Annotated in this window: 20 protein-coding genes; 13 read left to right on the forward strand and 7 right to left on the reverse strand. The window is 65.8% G+C overall.

Going from position 1 to position 18,741, the window contains the following annotated elements; translation table 11 throughout:
- The first annotated feature begins 16 nt into the window (after positions 1 to 16).
- Entirely contained in the window at positions 17 to 328 is a 312-nt protein-coding gene (locus ACWEO2_RS25730) for a GNAT family N-acetyltransferase (protein WP_452407647.1), read from the forward strand.
- Between the two features lie 8 nt (positions 329 to 336).
- Here the strand turns inward: ACWEO2_RS25730 and ACWEO2_RS25735 are convergent, their stop codons facing one another.
- Positions 337 to 1,098 (reverse strand): lysophospholipid acyltransferase family protein, encoded by a 762-nt coding sequence (locus ACWEO2_RS25735; protein ID WP_354960889.1) that lies wholly within the window; start codon positions 1,096 to 1,098, stop codon positions 337 to 339.
- 71 nt (positions 1,099 to 1,169) lie between these two features.
- On the opposite strand from ACWEO2_RS25735, the gene ACWEO2_RS25740 reads away from it, so the two are divergent.
- The 3 genes from ACWEO2_RS25740 to ACWEO2_RS25750 all read left to right on the forward strand — a co-directional run bounded on the left by ACWEO2_RS25740 (position 1,170) and on the right by ACWEO2_RS25750 (position 3,213).
- Complete coding sequence (locus ACWEO2_RS25740) at positions 1,170 to 1,814, forward strand: YqgE/AlgH family protein (protein WP_354960888.1); 645 nt, start codon at positions 1,170 to 1,172, stop codon at positions 1,812 to 1,814.
- A gap of 185 nt (positions 1,815 to 1,999) precedes the next feature.
- Complete coding sequence (locus ACWEO2_RS25745) at positions 2,000 to 2,509, forward strand: sigma-70 family RNA polymerase sigma factor (protein WP_354960887.1); 510 nt, start codon at positions 2,000 to 2,002, stop codon at positions 2,507 to 2,509.
- On the forward strand, positions 2,506 to 3,213 hold the full coding sequence (locus ACWEO2_RS25750; RefSeq protein WP_452407648.1) for an anti-sigma factor family protein: 708 nt from the start codon (positions 2,506 to 2,508) through the stop codon (positions 3,211 to 3,213). The genes ACWEO2_RS25745 and ACWEO2_RS25750 overlap by 4 nt, the downstream gene beginning before the upstream one ends.
- Positions 3,214 to 3,275: 62 nt before the next feature.
- On the opposite strand, the gene ACWEO2_RS25755 is transcribed toward ACWEO2_RS25750, so the two are convergent.
- The 3 genes from ACWEO2_RS25755 to ACWEO2_RS25765 form a co-directional block, all read right to left on the reverse strand.
- Complete coding sequence (locus ACWEO2_RS25755) at positions 3,276 to 4,049, reverse strand: ABC transporter permease (RefSeq protein ID WP_452407649.1); 774 nt, start codon at positions 4,047 to 4,049, stop codon at positions 3,276 to 3,278.
- The gene (locus ACWEO2_RS25760; RefSeq protein WP_452407650.1) at positions 4,046 to 5,023 is read right to left on the reverse strand and encodes an ATP-binding cassette domain-containing protein; all 978 of its coding nucleotides are present in this window, start codon (positions 5,021 to 5,023) and stop codon (positions 4,046 to 4,048) included. The genes ACWEO2_RS25755 and ACWEO2_RS25760 overlap by 4 nt, the downstream gene beginning before the upstream one ends.
- A 123-nt stretch (positions 5,024 to 5,146) precedes the next feature.
- Positions 5,147 to 5,662, reverse strand: coding sequence for an EXLDI protein (locus tag ACWEO2_RS25765; RefSeq protein ID WP_452407651.1), 516 nt, complete (start codon positions 5,660 to 5,662; stop codon positions 5,147 to 5,149).
- A gap of 157 nt (positions 5,663 to 5,819) precedes the next feature.
- On the opposite strand from ACWEO2_RS25765, the gene ACWEO2_RS25770 reads away from it, so the two are divergent.
- The 6 genes from ACWEO2_RS25770 (at position 5,820) to ACWEO2_RS25795 (ending at position 10,969) form a co-directional block, all read left to right on the forward strand.
- Positions 5,820 to 7,499: a thiamine pyrophosphate-binding protein gene (locus ACWEO2_RS25770; protein ID WP_452407652.1), complete on the forward strand. Its 1,680-nt coding sequence runs from the start codon at positions 5,820 to 5,822 to the stop codon at positions 7,497 to 7,499.
- Positions 7,496 to 8,155, forward strand: a complete 660-nt coding sequence (locus ACWEO2_RS25775; RefSeq protein ID WP_354960881.1) for an SRPBCC family protein — start codon at positions 7,496 to 7,498, stop codon at positions 8,153 to 8,155. The genes ACWEO2_RS25770 and ACWEO2_RS25775 overlap by 4 nt, the downstream gene beginning before the upstream one ends.
- A 9-nt stretch (positions 8,156 to 8,164) precedes the next feature.
- Positions 8,165 to 9,223, forward strand: coding sequence for a 3-oxoacyl-ACP synthase III family protein (locus ACWEO2_RS25780; protein ID WP_452407653.1), 1,059 nt, complete (start codon positions 8,165 to 8,167; stop codon positions 9,221 to 9,223).
- A 2-nt stretch (positions 9,224 to 9,225) separates the two neighbouring features.
- Positions 9,226 to 10,260, forward strand: a complete 1,035-nt coding sequence (locus tag ACWEO2_RS25785; protein ID WP_452407730.1) for an aminotransferase class I/II-fold pyridoxal phosphate-dependent enzyme — start codon at positions 9,226 to 9,228, stop codon at positions 10,258 to 10,260.
- A 146-nt stretch (positions 10,261 to 10,406) separates the two neighbouring features.
- Entirely contained in the window at positions 10,407 to 10,601 is a 195-nt protein-coding gene (locus tag ACWEO2_RS25790) for a ribbon-helix-helix protein, CopG family (protein WP_452407654.1), read from the forward strand.
- The gene (locus tag ACWEO2_RS25795) at positions 10,598 to 10,969 is read left to right on the forward strand and encodes a type II toxin-antitoxin system death-on-curing family toxin (RefSeq protein WP_452407655.1); all 372 of its coding nucleotides are present in this window, start codon (positions 10,598 to 10,600) and stop codon (positions 10,967 to 10,969) included. The genes ACWEO2_RS25790 and ACWEO2_RS25795 overlap by 4 nt, the downstream gene beginning before the upstream one ends.
- Positions 10,970 to 11,005: 36 nt before the next feature.
- Here ACWEO2_RS25795 and ACWEO2_RS25800 read toward each other — a convergent pair whose 3' ends face one another.
- Entirely contained in the window at positions 11,006 to 11,413 is a 408-nt protein-coding gene (locus ACWEO2_RS25800; RefSeq protein WP_452407656.1) for an SdpI family protein, read from the reverse strand.
- Positions 11,414 to 11,537: 124 nt separating this feature from the next.
- On the opposite strand from ACWEO2_RS25800, the gene leuS reads away from it, so the two are divergent.
- Positions 11,538 to 14,387 (forward strand): leucine--tRNA ligase, encoded by a 2,850-nt coding sequence (gene leuS, locus ACWEO2_RS25805; protein WP_452407657.1) that lies wholly within the window; start codon positions 11,538 to 11,540, stop codon positions 14,385 to 14,387.
- A gap of 132 nt (positions 14,388 to 14,519) precedes the next feature.
- Here the strand turns inward: leuS and ACWEO2_RS25810 are convergent, their stop codons facing one another.
- Together ACWEO2_RS25810 and ACWEO2_RS25815 are read right to left on the reverse strand one after the other, a co-directional pair.
- Entirely contained in the window at positions 14,520 to 15,311 is a 792-nt protein-coding gene (locus ACWEO2_RS25810) for a polysaccharide deacetylase family protein (RefSeq protein WP_452407658.1), read from the reverse strand.
- Between the two features lie 187 nt (positions 15,312 to 15,498).
- Positions 15,499 to 16,194 (reverse strand): SDR family oxidoreductase, encoded by a 696-nt coding sequence (locus ACWEO2_RS25815; RefSeq protein ID WP_452407659.1) that lies wholly within the window; start codon positions 16,192 to 16,194, stop codon positions 15,499 to 15,501.
- Positions 16,195 to 16,447: 253 nt separating this feature from the next.
- Between ACWEO2_RS25815 and ggh the strand changes: the two genes are divergently transcribed.
- Both ggh and ACWEO2_RS25825 read left to right on the forward strand, forming a co-directional pair.
- Complete coding sequence (ggh, locus tag ACWEO2_RS25820; RefSeq protein ID WP_452407731.1) at positions 16,448 to 17,785, forward strand: glucosylglycerate hydrolase; 1,338 nt, start codon at positions 16,448 to 16,450, stop codon at positions 17,783 to 17,785.
- A gap of 169 nt (positions 17,786 to 17,954) precedes the next feature.
- The gene (locus ACWEO2_RS25825) at positions 17,955 to 18,686 is read left to right on the forward strand and encodes a glycoside hydrolase family 25 protein (RefSeq protein WP_452407660.1); all 732 of its coding nucleotides are present in this window, start codon (positions 17,955 to 17,957) and stop codon (positions 18,684 to 18,686) included.
- Positions 18,687 to 18,741: the final 55 nt, after the last annotated feature.

The following is an 18,741-nucleotide window of genomic DNA, read 5'->3' on the forward strand; positions in this document are numbered from 1 at the left end:
CGAGTAGCGTCGAGCCATGTCGACTGAGGTCCGTAACAACGCCACGCTGGAACGCTTCGAGATCTATGTCGACGGTGCGATCGCCGGATACACCGAATACCAGGACACGGCCTCCGAACGCGCGTTCGTCCACACCGAGATCTATCCGCAGCACGAAGGCCAGGGCTATGGCCGGGTGCTGGTGCAGGCCGCACTGAACGCCTCGCGCCGGGAGGGTTTCGGCATCCTGCCGATGTGCCCGATGGTCTATCACTTCATCGAGTCGCGACCGGAGTACATCGCGCTGGTCCCGCAGTGGGCGCGCGAAAAGCTGGGCCTGCCCCAGTAGGCAGGGGTTCAGTACGCGGCGACGGCCCCGTCGAGCGCCTGCTGCAGATCGGTGCGGACCAGCCGGGCGATCTCCGCGGGCTTGGCGGGCAGCTCGGTGACCGGAACCCCGAAGTACACGCTGGCCGCCTTGGCCTCTTCCTTGGTGACCGGCACCGTCGGATCCGCTCGGGGTCCGTAATTCAAAGCCATGCTGACCAGCACGGGCCGCGCACCCAACTTCATCGCACGGAACGCGATATGACCGATCCCGCTGCCCACCGGCTGTACCTCGGTGTGATCGATCTCATTGCAGGTGCCCTCCGGAAAGACCGCGATCCCATCGCCATCGGCCATGCGTTCGGCACAGATATCCATCATTCGCTGACCGGCCGCGTTCACCGCCCGCAGACCGTGGTCCTTGCCGCGGAACACCGGGATCCCACCCATCATGTCGATCCTGCGGCGCTGCTTGTCATCGAGGAACAGCTCGTCCTTGGCCAGTACCCGCACCCGCCCGATCACCGGGCGCAATTCGCTGTGCCAGGCCGCCGCGGCGACGGTGTAGGGATCGGATTCGGAGAGGTGGTTGATCGCGAGGAGCAGCGGCCTGCGCTGGCCGATCACCTCGTGCAGTAGCTTGCGCGCGCCCTCGGCGTAGGCGACGCGTGGATGGTATCGACGTCCGAGAATGGCATAGGCGCCCCACGCCTTCAGCCGGTTCTGCTGGTGTTCGCGATAGAAGTCGTACACAGTGTCCGCATTGTCGAGGAGAACCTCGGGCCGTTCCATGGCCACACAGTAACGGAATCCGCCACCCCGCTTGACCGACGAACGGCCCGCGACGGTGCGATGATGTCGGGGTGGCACGCGGAGATGACCCGGACGATCGGAAGACTCGCGGCGGACACGGTGACCGTCGGCGACGCGATTCCCGGCACGGCGAGCAGGTGGTGCGCGCCGGCACCCTGCTGGTGTCGGCGACCGACCTGGTCGAGCCGACATTTCGACGTACCGTCGTCTACATCATCGAACACAACGAGGCGGGCAGTCTCGGTGTGGTGCTCAACCGCCCGAGCGATACCGCGGTGCACGATGTACTGCCGCGCTGGACCGAGGCGGCGGCCGCGCCGCGCACGCTGTTCATCGGCGGCCCGGTCAAACGGGACGCGGCCCTATGCCTCGGCACCGTTCGGGTCGGCGCCTCGATCGACGGTGTCTCCGGCCTGCGCCGGATCGACGGCCGCGTGGTGCTCATCGACCTCGACGCGGACCCGGAACAGATCACCCCGCTGATCGAGGGGCTGCGCATATTCGCCGGCTACGCGGGCTGGACCTTCGGCCAGCTCGAAGGCGAACTGCAGAACAACGATTGGATCGTGCTCTCCGCCCTGCCCTCGGATCCGATCAGCACCGGCCGCCCGGACCTGTGGGCCCACGTCCTGCGCCGCCAGCCGCTCCCCCTGTCGCTGCTCGCGACACACCCGATTGAACTAGAACGCAACTAGGCACGTGGTCTGCATGGAGGAGGCAATACCGACATGCGACACGACACTTGATCGGGCGAACACATGGATAACTCGTCGGGGACGTCCAACAGCCGATCACCCCAACAGCCGCCGGCCGACTACGAAGCCAACCGAACACCCCAAAACCGGCAAAAGGCGCGAGGCAGCGGAGGAGCACGTGACAAATGCCCGAAGAACAAGCCGAGCTCATGCGGGCGCTCTATCAGGAACATGCCGCGGCGCTGTGGCGCTACACGCTCGGTTTGGTTCGCGACCCGGGTCGGGCCGAGGACATCGTGCAGGAGACCTTGTTGCGGGCCTGGCAGCGCCCGAATGTGCTCGACCAATCGACCACGTCGGCGCGTGCGTGGTTGTTCACCGTCGCGCGGAATCTCGCCGTGGATGAGCATCGCAGCGCGCGCAGCCGCCGCGAGTTCCGCACCGACAACCCGCCCGAGCGGGCCGCACCGGATCAGGCCGATCGGGCCCTGGACGGCTGGCTGGTCGCGGACGCGTTGGGACGGCTCAGCGCCGATCATCGCGAGGTGATCGTGCGTGCCTACTATCGAGGTCTTTCCACGCACCAGATCGCCGAGGAACTCGACATCCCGGCGGGCACGGTGAAATCCCGGTTGCACTACGGCATGCGGGCGCTACGGCTGGCACTACAGGAGATGGGGGTGACGAACCGATGACGGATATCGCCGACGACTACTCGACGTGGGACGCACCCTATGTACTCGGCTCCCTGACTCGACTCGAGCGGCAGGAGTACGAGGAGCATCTGGCTGGCTGCCCGGTCTGCCAGGCCGCGGTATCCGATCTCGCCGGACTACCCGGTCTGCTCGCCCTGGTCGAACCCGAGACCGCGCTCGCGATGATCGAGCCGCTGGAGGCCCCTGCGGCCGAAGCCGAGCCGCCCGCGCAGCTGCTGCCCCGGCTCGCCGCGGTGGCCGAAAGGCGCAGACGGCGCGGCCGGTGGGTTACCGTCGGCGCCGCGCTCGCGGCGGCCGCCGCGGCGGTGGCCATCGCGATTCCGGTGGTCACCTCGATGACCGCGACGCAAACGACGACCACCGAACAGGTTGTGGCCGAACGCAGTATGCAATCGATCAAGCCGAATCCGGTGACGGCCAGCTTCAAAGTCCTTCGCGCCGATAGCAAGGCGCGGATCGTGATGACCTGCAGCTATGGGCCGAGCGATCAGCGCTACAGCTGGAATCTCGACCTGTATGTCATCGGCACCGACGGCAGTCAGAGCAAACTCGATCAGTGGCCCGCCGGGCCGGGGACCGAGCTGACGATCGACCGGACCGTCGATAAGGCGCCGGACCAGATCCAGGCGGTGGAGATCCGGTTGGCGTCGACGGGCGAAACGCTGCTCTCCGGCACGGTCTGACGCGATTCGATCCCCTCGCCGAAGTCGGCGAGGGGATCGAACGTGTTCGGTCGCAATGCGATTCAGCGCTGTCCCGACTTGCGGAAGACCGAGGTCGACCAGAAGTATCCGACCAGCCCGAGGCCGATGCACCAGGCGACGGAGATGATGCCGCTATTGCCGATCTCCGTGCCCATGAGCAGGCCGCGGATGGTTTCGGTGATCGGGGTGAACGGCTGGTACTCGGCGAACTGACGCAGGCCGACCGGCATGGTGTCGGTACCGACCAGGCCGCTGCCCAGCAATGGCAGCATGATCAGCGGGAAGGGCATATTGCTCGCAGTCTCCGGAGTCGACGCGACCAGACCCATACCGACCGCGAGCCAGGTGAGCGCGAGTACGAGCATGGCGAGCAGTCCGAATGCGGCGATCCACTCGATCACATTCGCCGACGGCCGGAAGCCGACGAGCAGTGCGACACCGACCATCGCGGCGATGCCGAGCAGGGCCTGGATCAATGCGCCCACCACATGTCCGGCGAGAAACGAGGGCTGCGAAATCGCCATCGTGCGAAAGCGATTCACAATGCCCTTGGTGGTATCGGTGCAGACCGAGACCGCCACACCCGCGGTCATATAGGCCGGGATCAACAGCAGCATGCCCGGGGCCAGGTAGTCGATGTAGTTACCGCCGGACGACTTCTCCAATGCGCCACCGAACACGAAGTTGAAGATGAGCAGCAGCAGGATCGGCATGACGATGATGCTGATGGTCATGCTCGGGTACCGCTTCGCATGCAGCAGATTGCGCCGCAACATCGTCTTCGAGTCGGCAAGTGCGTAGGCCGTCGTGCTCATCGCACGGTCTCCTTTTCGGCGGTGGGATGTCCGGTGAGGGTGAGGAATACGTCGTCGAGGGTGGGGGTGTGCACCGAGAGTCCGGCGACCTCGATCTGCTCGTAGTCGAGCCGGTCGAGCACCGCGCGCAGCGATTTGACGCCGCCGTCACTCGGGACCGCGAGGGTGAACTCCGCCTCGCCCGCGTCATCGACAACGCGCGCCTCCGGCCCCAATGCCGTCGCCGCGGCGCTGAGTCCGATCTGGTCGGCGAACTCGAGTCGGATATGCCCGCCGGGTACCCGCCGCTTCAATTCGGCGGCCGTTCCCTCGGCGACGATCCGGCCGTGATCGAGTACGGCGATCCGGTCGGCCAGCTGATCGGCCTCCTCCAGGTATTGGGTGGTGAGGAAGACGGTCACGCTGTAGTCGTCGACGAGTGTGCGGATCATCTCCCAAATGGCCCGCCTACTGCGCGGATCCAGGCCGGTGGTCGGCTCGTCGAGGAAGATGATGCGCGGATCGCCGACCAGCGTCATGGCCAGATCCAGCCGCCGGACCATACCGCCGGAATAGGTGGCCGCGGTCTTATCGCCCGCCTCCACCAGATCGAAGCGCTCGAGCAGTTCGGCGGCAAGGCGCTTGCTCTCCCGGCGCGGCAGATGGTGCAGATCGCCCATGAGAATCAGGTTTTCGCGACCGGTCAGCAATTCGTCGACCGCGGAGAACTGACCGGTGACACCGATCGCGCTGCGCACGGCATCGGGTTCGGTGCTCAGATCATGGCCGTCGACCCGGACCTCGCCCGCATCGGGGCGCAGCAGGGTGGTGAGGATCTGCACGGTGGTGGTCTTGCCCGCACCGTTCGGACCGAGCAGCGAATAGATGGTGCCCGCCGGGACGGTGATGTCGATGCCATCGAGCACCACCTGCTCACCGAACGATTTACGCAGACCCAGCGCTGAAATGGCCGGGGCGCGATGACCGTTGGTCATGGTCGTCCTTTCGTGGAAAATTTCATTAAATAATGCGAATGACAGCATGGGTTACCCACACCGCGCCCGGAGTCCGGTGCGGCGATTCGTGGTGGTATTCGGTTGTTCGGCCGAATGATTCGGCTAGATGTCGAGTTCCTCGACCGGTGGGCGGTCGGCGATCCGGGCCACCCGCTCATACAGCTTGTCCGGAATCTTCCCCTTCAATTCGCCCAGCGAATCGACGACCTCGAAGATGAAGTCGCCCCAGTCCTGATCGCCCACGCCGAGCATGCGACGCCAGTTCGTCAGATCCTTGATCCAATTGGAATTCTGCGGGTATTCGTCCCAGTTCGAATACTGGGCGTGCATCACGAATTTGCCCTTCCGACTGCGATATACCCGGACGTGTTCGATGCGCTCTTCGTTCACGTCACGGTATTCGCCGAGCAGGGCGCCGGAGAAGCGGACCTGACGCACACCGTTGTGGCCGACCCGCAGTACTACCTCGTCGTAGCCCTCCAGCCTGCCCTCCTCCAACTCGATGAACCGCCGCAGCGCGGTGGTCACCGCTCCCGAGAGATTGCCGCCGACCAGCTCCTGCGCGCGCTGGAACAGGGGCAGATCGTCATCGGCAACATAGATCGTCTTGTTGGGCATGCCATCACTATACGTAGATGTATACGTACACACAAGCATCGCCCACATCGGGATTTTTTCGAGGTACATCTTGCGCGAGTCATTGAACCGCTCCGCGGTCCGACTCGTAGTTCACCTGTACGCGATGTGCGATCGCGCCTGTGCGAGAGGAGTGCCGATGCCGAGCAGGGTCGTGGATTATCTGGTTCGAGCGGTTTCGACCCTGGGCGTGCGACATATCTTCGGCGTCGACGGCGCGAACATCGAGGATCTCTACGACGCGCTCTTCGACACGCCCTACGACGTCACCGGAATCGTTGCCAAGCACGAGTTTTCGGCCGCGACCATGGCCGACGGCTATGCCCGCTCGACCGGCGGGCTCGGTGTCGTCGCCGCCACCTCCGGCGGCGGTGCGATGAATCTCGTTGCCGGACTTGCCGAATCGTACGCATCGCGGGTGCCGGTGCTGGCGCTGGTCGGGCAGCCGCCGACCGCATCGGCAGGGCGCGGCGCGTTCCAGGACACCAGCGGACTCGCCGGCAGCATCGACGCGGCCCGGATGTTCGCCGAGATCACCCAGTTCTGCGCCCGCGTGGAGACCGCCGCCGACCTTCCCGACATGGTGGCCAGGGCGGTCGACGGCGCCCGGCGCGGCGGGCCCGCCGTACTGCTGCTGCCCAAGGACGTGCAGCGCAGCGATATCGGCGATATCCCGCCGTTCCGGTTGACAGCGCCGCGGTACCGGCGCGATGACGGCGGACTGGCCCGGGTGCGCGCGGCGCTGATCGCGGCCCGCAAGGTGGGCAAGATCGTGATCATCGCCGGCGACCAGGTGGCCCGCGACGACGCCCGTGCCGAACTCGCCTGGCTGGCAAGGGCATTGGATGCCGCGGTCGGCGTCGCACCGGATGCGAAGGACACCTATGACAATGCCGATCCCGCGTACTGCGGTGTCGCCGGGAGCATGGGGCATGCCGAGCTTTCGGCAGCGCTGCGCTCCGCGGCCCTGTGCCTGATCGTCGGGACCCCGATGCCGGTCACCGCGCGTACCGGATTGGACGAGCTGCTGGCCGAGGGCACCGTCGCGCATATCGGAGTCACCGCGCCGTACGTGACCGCGATCCACGCCGCCAGCACCGATCTCGCGCTCGATCTGGCCGCGCTCGCCGATGAATTCAGCGGCGACCTGAGGATGTCGCGCCACGAGCGCCCACATACCCCGTTGACACCGCTGTCCGTGCCCGAGGCGACCGGTCCCGGTGTGCGCTATCGCGAGTTGGTCGAGACCATCGAAGCGCTATTGCCCGAGGGCACAGACGTATTCGCCGATGCGGGCAATACCGGTGCTGCGGTGGTGCACCACCTGCGGGTGCCGCGCGGCGGCCGATTCGTGGTCGCGCTCGGGATGGGCGGGATGGGCTACGCCTTCGGCGCCGCAATAGGTTCGACATTCGCGCGCCATCGCGGCCCCTCCGGGATCAGGCGCACCGTTGTCGTGGCCGGTGACGGCTCGTTCTACATGCACGGCATGGAATTGCATACCGCGATCGAACACGATCTGCCGGTCACGTTCATCGTGCTCAACAACAACGCGCACGCCATGTGTGTCACCCGTGAACAGCTCTATTACCAGGATCGCTACAGCTTCAACCGATTTCGGCCCACGCACCTGGGCGCGGGCATCGATGCGATGTTCCCTGAACTTCCCGCGTACTCCGTACGTACCACCGAAGACCTGGCCATCGCATTGGGGCGATGTGTCGAAACCGAAGGGCCGTCGTTCATTTCCATCGACGTCGACCCCGACGAAGTTCCACCCTTCATCCCGTTCCTCGCCACATTGGAGAAGATGCAGTGACGACCAGCGCCCTGCCCGCCCTCAGCGATATCCCCGACGCCGTCATCCCCGGAGTACTGCGGATCGAGAACTCCGATAAGGACGCCACCACCCCGATCATCATGGACATGTTGCGGTCGGTGTATCCGCACGACCAGGTCTTCGGCGAATACTGTCCGGTGCAGGCGTATATCGCCGCACCGCCGCAGGATGTGTTCGAGTACCTCGCCGATACCCGCTGCCTGGAGGAATGGACCTACAGCCTGCGCGGATTCGTCGAAACCGAGGAACCGGGGCTGTGGCTGGCCTGGGACCGGCTCGGCCCGGAGACCAAGATCTTCACCCGCACCGTCGCGCACCGCGATGCCATGACCGTCGACTACCACTGTGCCTGGGACCAGAGCAAGCACCTGTGGATGATCTACCTGCTGCGGGTGATCGACGCCCAGGTGGTGTTCAACAAGCCGGGGTCGGTGGTGCTGTGGGTCAACTGCCGTCACCCGTTCTACGAGGAAAACCCCTATCCCGAAACGGCTCCCGAAAAGCGGCCGGTGTGGGTGGGCGACTTCTGGGACATGTTCTCCGCCGGGCACCAGCTGGAGATGGACAACCTCAAGGCGATCTGCGAATACCGTGCCGCACACGGCCTTCCGATCAAACCCGACTGGATGAAGTGAGGCCACACCATGATCTCGAACTATGACGGACCCGCTACCCCCGAGGCCACTGGACTGCCGACGGTCAGCCTGGTCGACGTGGCGAGCTATCTGCCGGGCGCACCGGTCGGCACCGAGTACTTCACGCAGTACAGCCGATCCGATCGGATGGCCAAGAACGTCATGTTCCGCTCGCCCAAGGCGCGCCACCACGTGGCCGAGGACGAGACCGCGGTGGATATGGTCGAGCGCGCCGTCGTGCCGCTGATCGAACGCCACGGCGCACCAGCGATCACCGATATCGATGTGCTGATCACCCACACCCAGCTGCCGGACAATCCGGTCATGGGCTGCGGTCCGGAAGTCGCCCGACGACTCGGTATGCAGCCCCGATTCGTCTACGACATACACAATGGCGGTTGCGCGGCGTTCGTGCACATGATGGCGATGGCCAGGATGATTCTGCAGACCACCGACGCGCGCACCGCGCTCATCGCGGCAGCGCAGAACTGCGCCGGCCCGGTCTTCACCCAGACCGAGATCCGCAAACTCGCCCAGGCCCCGGTACCCGGCGATGGATGCGGGGTCGGACTGCTGGTCAAGGACGATTCCGCGCCGATCCTCGATATCGAATGCCGCACCTATCCCGAATTCGCCGGGGATATGGAGTTCTCGACCAACGGCGAGCGCAAGTACTGGCAGCCGGGCGAGGGGCAGGGCTGCGTCAGCTTCACCGAATCCAAGATCACCAAGGTGTTCGCGCGCGGCAATCGCCTGGTGCCGGAGGTGGCATTGGCGGTGTGCGAGCGGATCGGGGTCAAGGGCCGCGATATCGACACCTTCGTCACCAATCAGCCGAACCGGCTGTTCCTGCGCAACTGGCACGATGCGCTGGAACTGCCCCCTGAGCGCCATCCCGATACCTTCGACCAGTGCGGAAACCTTTTTGCCGCGGGCATTCCCGTCACGCTCGATACCGAGAACCGGGCGGGTCGGCTGCGCAATGGATCGGTTGTGCTGCTGTCGGCCTTCGCACATGCCGGTGACTTCGCCGGAGCCGCGGCGGTGCGCTGGGGTGCGGCCGGATGAGTATGCGGCTGGCCGATGAGTCGCGGCCCTCGCAGCAGCGCCGGAGTCAGAGTCAGCGGCCGCAGCTGCGGTTCGATCTGAGCCTGAGCGAAAACCCGTTTCCGCCATTGCCTTCGGTGCTGCACGCGGTGAACGGCGTACTGGCCCATGCCAACCGCTATCCGGAATTCCTGCCGCGACGGCTGCCCAGACTGATCGCGGGGCATGTCGGCGTGCATTCGGATCAGGTGGTCGTCGGGTCCGGCGCGACCGGGGTGGCCATGCAGATCATTCAGGCATTGACCACGCGCGGGGCCGGAATGGTCTACGGGGCACCGACCTTCGACGGCTATCCGATCATGGCGGAGATGGCCGATCTGGAGATCGTCCCGGTGCCCCTGGATGCCGCGGGCAATCAGGATCTCTTGGCGATGGCAAGGGCCATTGACAAGCGGACGGGTTTGGTGGTGGTCTGCCGTCCGCACAATCCGACCGGCACGGTGATTCCGGCCAGTGAGTTGAAGGCGTTCCTGTGCTCGGTGCCGCGCCGGGTGCCGGTCATCCTCGATGAGGCTTATGTCGAATTCCTCGATCTCACCGATCAGGTCGACACCGTGGCACTGTTGGATCGGCATCCGAATCTGCTGGTGCTGCGCACCTTTTCGAAGGCGTACGGGCTGGCCGGACTGCGCATCGGCTACACCTTCGGCGGACCCGAATTGATCGGGCGGGTGCGCAGGCTGCAACTGCCGTTCGGGGTGAGTTCGGCAGCGGTCGCCGCGGTCGCCGCGTCCTACGCCGCCGAACCCGAACTCGCCGCGCGCATCCTGCGCATCACCACCCAGCGCGAGGCCCTGCGCAGCGCACTGCGGCGCATGCATATCGAGGTCCCCCGCAGCAGCGCCAATTTCCTGTACCTGCCCGGGCCGGGCGTGGCAACGGCGCTACGCCGGGCGGGCATCGCGGCCAAGGCATATCCCGACGGCAGCGCCCGCATCGCCGTCGGAGATCCAGCAGCGGACAACGCCGTCCTCGAGGCACTGGGCTCCTTGCGCTAGATGGTGTCGGAGGCGGCGTTCGCGAGACTCGTGTGGTTTTCAGCTGCGCCGCCCCGTCGCTCACATCACGTCACGGCGCTCAAATACCGGCAGGTCGACTGGCATGCGATCGATCAGCGTGGTATCTGACAGGTATCATGCAGGTTATGGCGATGACCTTGCGACTCGATGATGACGACGACCGCATGCTGAGCGAGGAAGCCGCGCGCACCGGCCGCTCCAAGCAAGAGATCGCGAAGGAAGCGATCCATCTGCATCTCACCGCGAACCAGGAAGTGTTCGAGGCGATGCTGGCGCGCGCCATAGAACGGCACGCCGAATTGCTCGAGCGACTCGCGTGATCCGATACCTGACGGTCCACGAACTTCTCGTGATCGCGCGGGCCGTGAACCGCGGTATCGACGCGATCCGAGACTACGGATTGCTCGCCTCCGCCGCCGCGCGTCCGTCCACCAAGGTTTTCGGCGTCGATCCATATCCGGAATTGTTCGACAAGGCCGCCGCATTGCTGCATTCGCTTGCTCGCAATCGCGCGCTGATCGACGGCAACAAACGCACCGCGTTCCTTGCGGCAGCGCTCATGCTCGAACGCAACGGCGTGGTGCTGGCCACGCGCCCCGACGAACAGGAACCTGTCATGATCGCCGTCGCAGTCGAGGATATGGATGTGCCCGAGATCGCCGAGCACCTCCGAAAATGGAGCCGATAGCGGCACACACGACGTCGCGCTGGTCGCGACCGCGCGTCAGTTGGCAGGGGCGCAGGTGTCGCGCAACGAGCACGCACCGCAAGCGGAACCACAGCCGCCGATCTCCTGGGCCGGGACCAGAGCCTCGACCGCGCGGGCGGCGGCATTGGCACCGGCGCCCAGGGTGAACAGGGCGATGGCGGCGGTGACCACCGCGACGATGATCGCGGGGAAGCCGCCTGCGGCGAGGGCGACGAGTCCGCCCGCGAACAGCAGTGCGCCCGCGGCCACGGAGGTGGGGGCGGCGACGCGGTTGGCGATGCGGAAGGTGTCATCGTCGTGCAGTGCCGCTTCGGTATGCACTCCGATGAAGCGATTGCGGGGCAGACGGCCGGTCAGTCCGAGCACGCCGGTTGCGATGGCCACGAAGGCCAGCACGAACAGGGTGAGAGCGACGACGAACACCCAAGAAGGCTAGCGCACCGCGCCGACGGGTCGAGCCCGGCCCGATTTTCGGTGCCCGAGCCCGGACGTTCTACCCTGATAGACACATTTATGACGGGATCGGCGAGAACAAGAAGGCAGGACCGTGGCGGACACTCGTGCAACCGAAAGCGATGTACCGGAGCACAGGTACAGCGCTGGCCTTGCCGGCCGCATCGAGCGCCGGTGGCAGCGGACCTGGGATGAGCGTGGAACCTTCCACGCGCCGAACCCGGTAGGCCCGCTCGCGGGCACCACTCCGGCGGACAAACTGTTCGTCCAGGACATGTTCCCGTACCCCTCCGGCGCGGGTCTGCATGTCGGACATCCGCTCGGCTATATCGCCACCGACGTCTTCGCCCGCTATCACCGGATGCACGGACGCAATGTGCTGCACGCGCTCGGCTACGACGCGTTCGGCCTGCCCGCCGAGCAGTACGCGGTGCAGACCGGCGCGCATCCGCGCGAGACCACCGAGGCGAATATCGCCACCATGCAACGCCAGCTGGACCGGCTGGGTCTGGGCCATGATCGTCGGCGCTCGTTCGCGACCACCGATCCGGAGTACTACAAGTGGACGCAGTGGATCTTCCTGCGCATCTACAACGCCTGGTACGACGAGGAGCTGGACCGCGCCCGCCCGATCGCCCAACTGGAGGCGCAGTTCGCCTCCGGCGCCCGGCCGACCCCCAACGGTCGGGCCTGGAACGATCTGCCCGCTGCCCAGCGCGCGGCGGTGCTCGACTCGTATCGCCTGGTGTACCAGACCGATTCGGTGGTCAACTGGTGCCCCGGCCTCGGCACGGTGCTGTCCAATGAGGAGGTCACCGCCGACGGCCGCAGTGAGCGCGGCAACTTCCCGGTGTTTCGCAGGCGGCTGTGGCAGTGGATGATGCGCATCACCGCCTACTCCGACCGGCTGGTCGATGATCTCGATCGACTGGACTGGCCGGAGAACGTCAAGGCCATGCAGCGCAACTGGATCGGCCGGTCCCGTGGCGCACAGGTCAAGTTCACCGCCGACGGTCAGCACATCGAGGTCTTCACCACCCGGCCCGACACCCTGTTCGGTTCCACCTATGTGGTGTTGGCGCCCGAACACGAGCTGGTCGACCGGCTGACCGCCGCGGAATGGCCCGCTGGTGTCGATCCGCGCTGGACCTTCGATGACGCCGGAACTCCCACGGAAGCCGTTGCGGCATACCGCAAGGCGATCGCGGCCAAATCGGAGCTGGAACGTCAGGAGAACAAGGAGAAGTCCGGCGTCTTCCTGGGGGCCTATGCGACCAACCCGGTGAACGGCGCCCAGGTGCCGGTCTTCATCGCCGACTATGTGCTGTCCGGATACGGCACCGGCGCGATCATGGCGGTGCCCGGACACGATCAGCGCGACTGGGAATTCGCCTCGGTATTCGGTCTGCCGATCGTGGAAGTCATTTCCGGCGGCGACATTGCGACCGCGGCCTACACCGGCGACGGCACACTGGTGAACTCCGACTACCTCAACGGCCGGTCCGTCGAGGAGGCCAAGGCGACGGTGATCGCCCGCCTGGAGGCCGACGGCCACGGCAAGGGCACCGTCCAGTACAAGCTGCGCGACTGGCTGTTCGCCCGCCAGCGCTACTGGGGCGAGCCGTTCCCGATCGTCTACGACGAGGACGGCGCACCGCACGCGCTGCCGGAGTCCATGCTGCCGGTCGAACTTCCGGAGCTGGACGACTTCGCGCCGGTGACCTTCGATCCCGAGGACGCCGACTCCGAGCCGTCGCCGCCGCTGGCCAAGGCGACCGACTGGGTGCATGTCGAACTGGATCTGGGTGACGGACCCAAGCAGTACCGGCGCGACACCAATGTCATGCCGAACTGGGCGGGCAGCTCCTGGTATCAGCTGCGCTACGCCGACCCGACCAATCCGGACGCGTTCTGCGCCAAGGAAAACGAGCAGTACTGGCTCGGCCCGCGCACCGGGGAGCACGGCCCGCACGATCCGGGCGGTGTCGACCTGTACGTCGGCGGTGTCGAGCACGCGGTGCTGCATCTGCTCTACGCGCGGTTCTGGCAGAAGGTGCTTTTCGATCTCGGCGATGTGAGCGGTTACGAGCCGTACCGACGCCTGTTCAACCAGGGCTACATCCAGGCGCACGCCTACAAGGACGCACGTGGCGCGTATCTGCCCGCCGCCGAGATCATCGAGCGCGACGGCAAGCACTACTTCCCGGATCCGACCACCGGCATCGAGATCGAGGCGTTCCAGGAGTACGGCAAGATCGGAAAGTCGTTGAAGAACGCCATCTCGCCGGACGAGATGTGCGATATGTACGGCGCCGACACCTTCCGCCTCTACGAGATGTCGATGGGGCCGCTGGACACCTCACGGCCGTGGGCGACCAAGGATGTCGTCGGTGCGCACCGGTTCCTGCAGCGGGTCTGGCGACTGGTGGTGGACGAGGAGTCCGGCGCGACGCGGGTCACCGACGAGAAGCCGTCGGAGCAGACACTGCGCCTGCTGCACAAGACGATCGCCGGTGTGGACGACGATTACGCCGCACTGCGCGATAACACCGCGGGCGCCAAGCTGATCGAGCTGACCAACCATCTGACCAAGAGCTATCCCACGGGTGCGCCGCGCACGGTAGTGGAGCCGGTGGTGCTGATGCTGGCCCCGATGGCGCCGCATATCGCCGAGGAACTGTGGGAACGGCTGGGGCACGAACAATCCCTCGCGCACGGTCCCTTCCCGGTGGCGGATCCGGCGCTGCTGGTCGAGGAGTCGGTGGAGTACCCGATCCAGGTGAACGGCAAGGTGCGCAGCCGAATTCAGGTGCCCGCCGACGCCGATAACGCGACCATCGAGGCGGCGGCGCTGGCCGATGAGAAGATCGCGGCCGCGCTCGGTGGCAGCGCGCCGCGCAAGCTGATCGTGGTGCCGGGGCGGTTGATCAATATCGTCGCCTGAGTCACGCTTTCGCCCGGGCATCCTTCGCATGCCCGGGCGAAAGTGTCCCTGGGCGAAGATGTCTGGGAGCAAGAGCGCTATGAGTCGCCACCCCCAGATGACTTGTCGGAGTTTCGGCGCTCCAGGAAACGGTCAGCGCGGCGGCAACAGGACGTCGTTGAGGGTCACCATGGACAGATTGCGCTCCTTGATGATGTCCACCAACTGCCCATAGACATGGGTAACCGCAGGTGCGTTCGCATGCCCGATAATGATCGTCTGCGGATTGAAATACTTACGCGCGCACTGCAACAGGTACTCCTCGGTGATCACACCGGAGTCCGACAGCGACCCGTACCACATGGTCGGCACCGTATAGCCGAGATCCGCCGCCACCTTGTCGACCGTGGCATTGTGGCGGCCGAAGGGCGGGCGGTAGTACGGCGTGCCGTCTACGCCGAAGTTGTTCCGCAGGTAGGACTTCGCCCGCTCCAATTGGGAGGAGATGCCCGATGCGGACTGCTTGGTTAGATCGGCGTGGTCCCAGGTGTGGTTGCCGAGCTGGATCTGACCGGAATCGACCAAGGGCCGCAACGCATCTCGGTGAATCGCCCAGGAGTCGTAGTACGCGGTCACGAAGAAGGTGAATCGGGCGCCGGTATCCCTGGCGAACTTGATATAGGCACCGACCACTTCCGGACTCGCGCCGTCATCGACCGTGAGCGCCATGCTGGTGCCCGCACCGGGCAGCGCGGTGATCGTCTGCGCCGGAATCGGCGTCTTCGGCCCGATCGGGGGCGGCGGCAGCAGCGGCGCCGGTGCGGGCAGAATGGGCCCGCCGCCCGCCGAACCGCTGTTGAACGGCTCCCCCTCCGCCTTCACGCAGCCGGTCAATGCCGCCGCGGTCCCCGTAGCAAGCAGCGTCAGCAGCCGACGTCTATCCACGATCCAAACCCTTTTACTTCACTCGAACAGCACCCCGCCGCCCATCGGCGTAACGCGCAGGTAACAATCCACACTGTACCGAGCGAAACTGTCCGCGAGCTGAACCTCGGAACAACAAGTCGACAAAGTGACATTATTTTGCCGTTTTGTCCGTGGTGAGCACCGGCCGGAAGCACGGTGCGCCGAATCAGTAGGGTCGCAGCACGATCTCGGTGGGATGGCCGTCGCGCGGTGTGTCGATGGCGGCACGGACGGTACCCGCGACGGTCTCCGGGCGCAGGAACTCCTCCGGGCGGTATTCGCGGCCCTCGCCCGCGATGATCTCGCGCTGCATATCGGTATCGATGCGGCCGGGATGAATCGAGGTCACCCGCAGCGTCGGCTCCTCCAGCCGCAGCGCGTCACCGAAGGCGCGCAGTCCGAACTTGCTCGCCGCATAGGAGGCCCAGCCCGGATTGGCCCGCAAGCCCGCACCCGAATTGATCAGCACCACATGACCATTGGCCGCGCGCAGGGCGGGCAGCAACAGCCGGGTCAACTCCGCGACCGCGATTACGTTGGCTTCCAAGGTGTTTCGCCACTGCTGCACCGACGAATCGGCGATCGAACCGAGTTCGGCGACACCGGCATTGTGCACCAACACATCCAGCCGCCGAATCGGCGAAACCGCTTCGGCCACTGCGGAATAGTCGGTCAACTCGACCGGCCATCCGGTGGCTCCGGGCAGTTCGCCTAATATCGCGCGCAGCGCCTCGGCCGAGCGGGCGCCGAGCAAAAGATCGTGGGTCGGTGCGAGTTCGCGAGCGATCGCGGCGCCGAGCCCGCGGCTGGCGCCGGTGATCAGCGCGGTCGGCTTCGGTGTGCTGGTCACAGCGGAGGTCATGGGGCTCACCGTATCCGGCCGTGCCGAAAACCCGTCAGGGGCGGTGGCACGGCCAGCGCGGGTGGCGATGGACGCATATCGGGAACACAGAGATTCACGGACGGGGCATGCCAGAGTGAGATCCGCCGCACACCAGTCGACGATGAGCCGATCGCAAACCACTGCCGACTATCTGCCGGTGGCCCGCGACACCCAGCCCGAGACGGACGTCACTGAGCGCGCGTATCTGCGGGTGTCATCGCAGAATAAAGGGATGGCACACCCGGGTTTCACCCCAACACAGCTTGCGGCCCGCGCCGCCTATCTGCTACGGGGCAACGATCTGGGCACCATGACCAGTGCCGCGCCCCGACTGTATCCGCACATGTGGAGTTGGGACGCCGCCTTCGTCGCGGTCGGCCTCGCCCCGCTGAGTGTCGAGCGCGCGGTCATCGAACTGGACACCCTGCTCTCGGCGCAGTGGAAGAACGGGATGATCCCGCACATCGTCTTCGCCAATGGCGTGGACGGCTACTTTCCCGGCCCGGCCCGCTGGGAGTGCCGCAGACTAGCCGCCAATGCCCCGGACGGTCCGGACACCTCCGGCATCACCCAGCCGCCGGTGCACGCCATCGCGGTGCAGCGCATCCTGGACCATTCCCGACGCCACGGCCGCAGCACCCGCGCGGTGGCCGAGGAATTCCTGAACCGGCGCTGGCCGGATCTGGTGCGCTGGCATCGCTGGCTGGCCCATGCCCGCGACCCCAAGGAGAGCGGCCGGATCACGCTGTACCACGGCTGGGAATCCGGGATGGACAATTCGCCGCGCTGGGACCGGGCCTATGCGAATGTGGTCCCTGGCGACCTGCCGCCGTACGAGCGCGAAGACGTGCTGGTCGTCTCCGACCCCTCGCAGCGGCCAAGCGATCGCGAATACGACCGCTACCTGTGGCTGGTCGAGCAGATGCGCCGCGCCGGATACGACGACTATCTGCTCGCATCGACCATGAGCTTCGCGGTGGAGGACGTCTTCGTCACCGCGATCTTCGCGCTGGCCTGTGAGGTACTCGCCAATATCGGCGAGGAGTACAAGCAGCCCCATGCCGATGTCCGCGATCTGTATTCGTGGGCGGAGCGCTTCCGCGCTGGCGTGGTCGCGACCACCGACGCCCGCACCGGCGCGGCGCGCGACTTCGACGTACGCCTGCAACGCTGGATCAATACCGAAACCCTCGCCATGTTCGCCCCATTGCTGTGCGGCGGCCTGCCCCGCGATACCGAGCGCAGCCTGCTGCGCCTGTTCGAGGGACCGCGTTTCTGCGGCCACCCGGACCTGCGCTACGCCCTGCCGCCGTCGACCTCGCCGGTCTCCAAGGATTTTCGTCCGCGCGAATACTGGCGCGGCCCGGTCTGGCCGGTCATGAGCTGGCTGTTCTCCTGGGTCTTCGCCCGCCGCGGCTGGGCCGAGCGCTCCTTCATGCTCCGCGCCGAGGGGCTACGTCAGGCCAGCGACGGCAGCTTCGCCGAATACTACGAACCCTTCACCGGCGAACCGCTCGGCAGCATGCAGCAGTCCTGGACCGCGGCCTCGGTGCTGGACTGGCTCGGCTGACGCCGCGAACGGTTCGCGTACGGACGCTCGCCCGGCCACGGACGGCGGGCAATGGCTCGGCACGGGCGCTGCCGACCTGACATCGAGCAACGCTATCTAGTCAATACTGCGCAAATACCCCATACGTAACACTGGTCACACAGAGCACTAGTCGCTATCGTCGAATGGCATGGATAGCACTCGTTGGAGATCGACTCGCGCTGTGGCGCTGTCCGCGATCACTTTGGGCAGCATCCTTGTCGCAACCTCCGCCGGAACGGCGGAGGCCGACCGAACCGGGCCGGATGTGTCGTCGTGGCAGCATGTGGACGGGCGGTTCATCGACTGGTTCGCCGTGAAGCGGGCGGGACACGATTTCGCCATGGTCAAGGCGACCGAGGGATTGAGCTACCTCAATCCATATTTCGTGCCGGACAGCCTGCTGATGCGGGCGGCCGGCGTCGCGCGCGGGACATATCACTACGCACGCCCGAATCTGCCGCCGGAGGCGCAGGCGGCGCTGTATGCGACGGTCGTGCTCGGACAGAACGGGCCACTGGATCTGCCGCCGGTACTCGATCTGGAGAATACGGGCGGGCTGAATCCGGCCGGTCTGATCGACTGGACACGGCGGTATCTGAATACCGTGCAGGCGCTGACCGGGCGGGTGCCGATCGTCTACACGTATCCGAATTTCTGGAAGACGGCTATGGCGAATACCAATGAATTCACCCGGTATCCGCTCTGGATCGCCGATTACCGCGGCAATGAACAACCCGAGGTGCCCGGTGGCTGGCCGACCTGGACGTTCTGGCAAACCACCGATGGCGGCAGCATTCCCGGTATTGCGGGCCGTACCGATGTCAATGTGTACAGCGGTGCCCAAGGCGATTTCGCACGCTACGCGAATATGGCGGGCTGAGCTGTATCCAATTCGCGGCGCTCCCGGGGCCCTGCGTGGTTACGCAAGCTACCGC

This window comes from Nocardia sp. NPDC004278 (assembly GCF_053602975.1).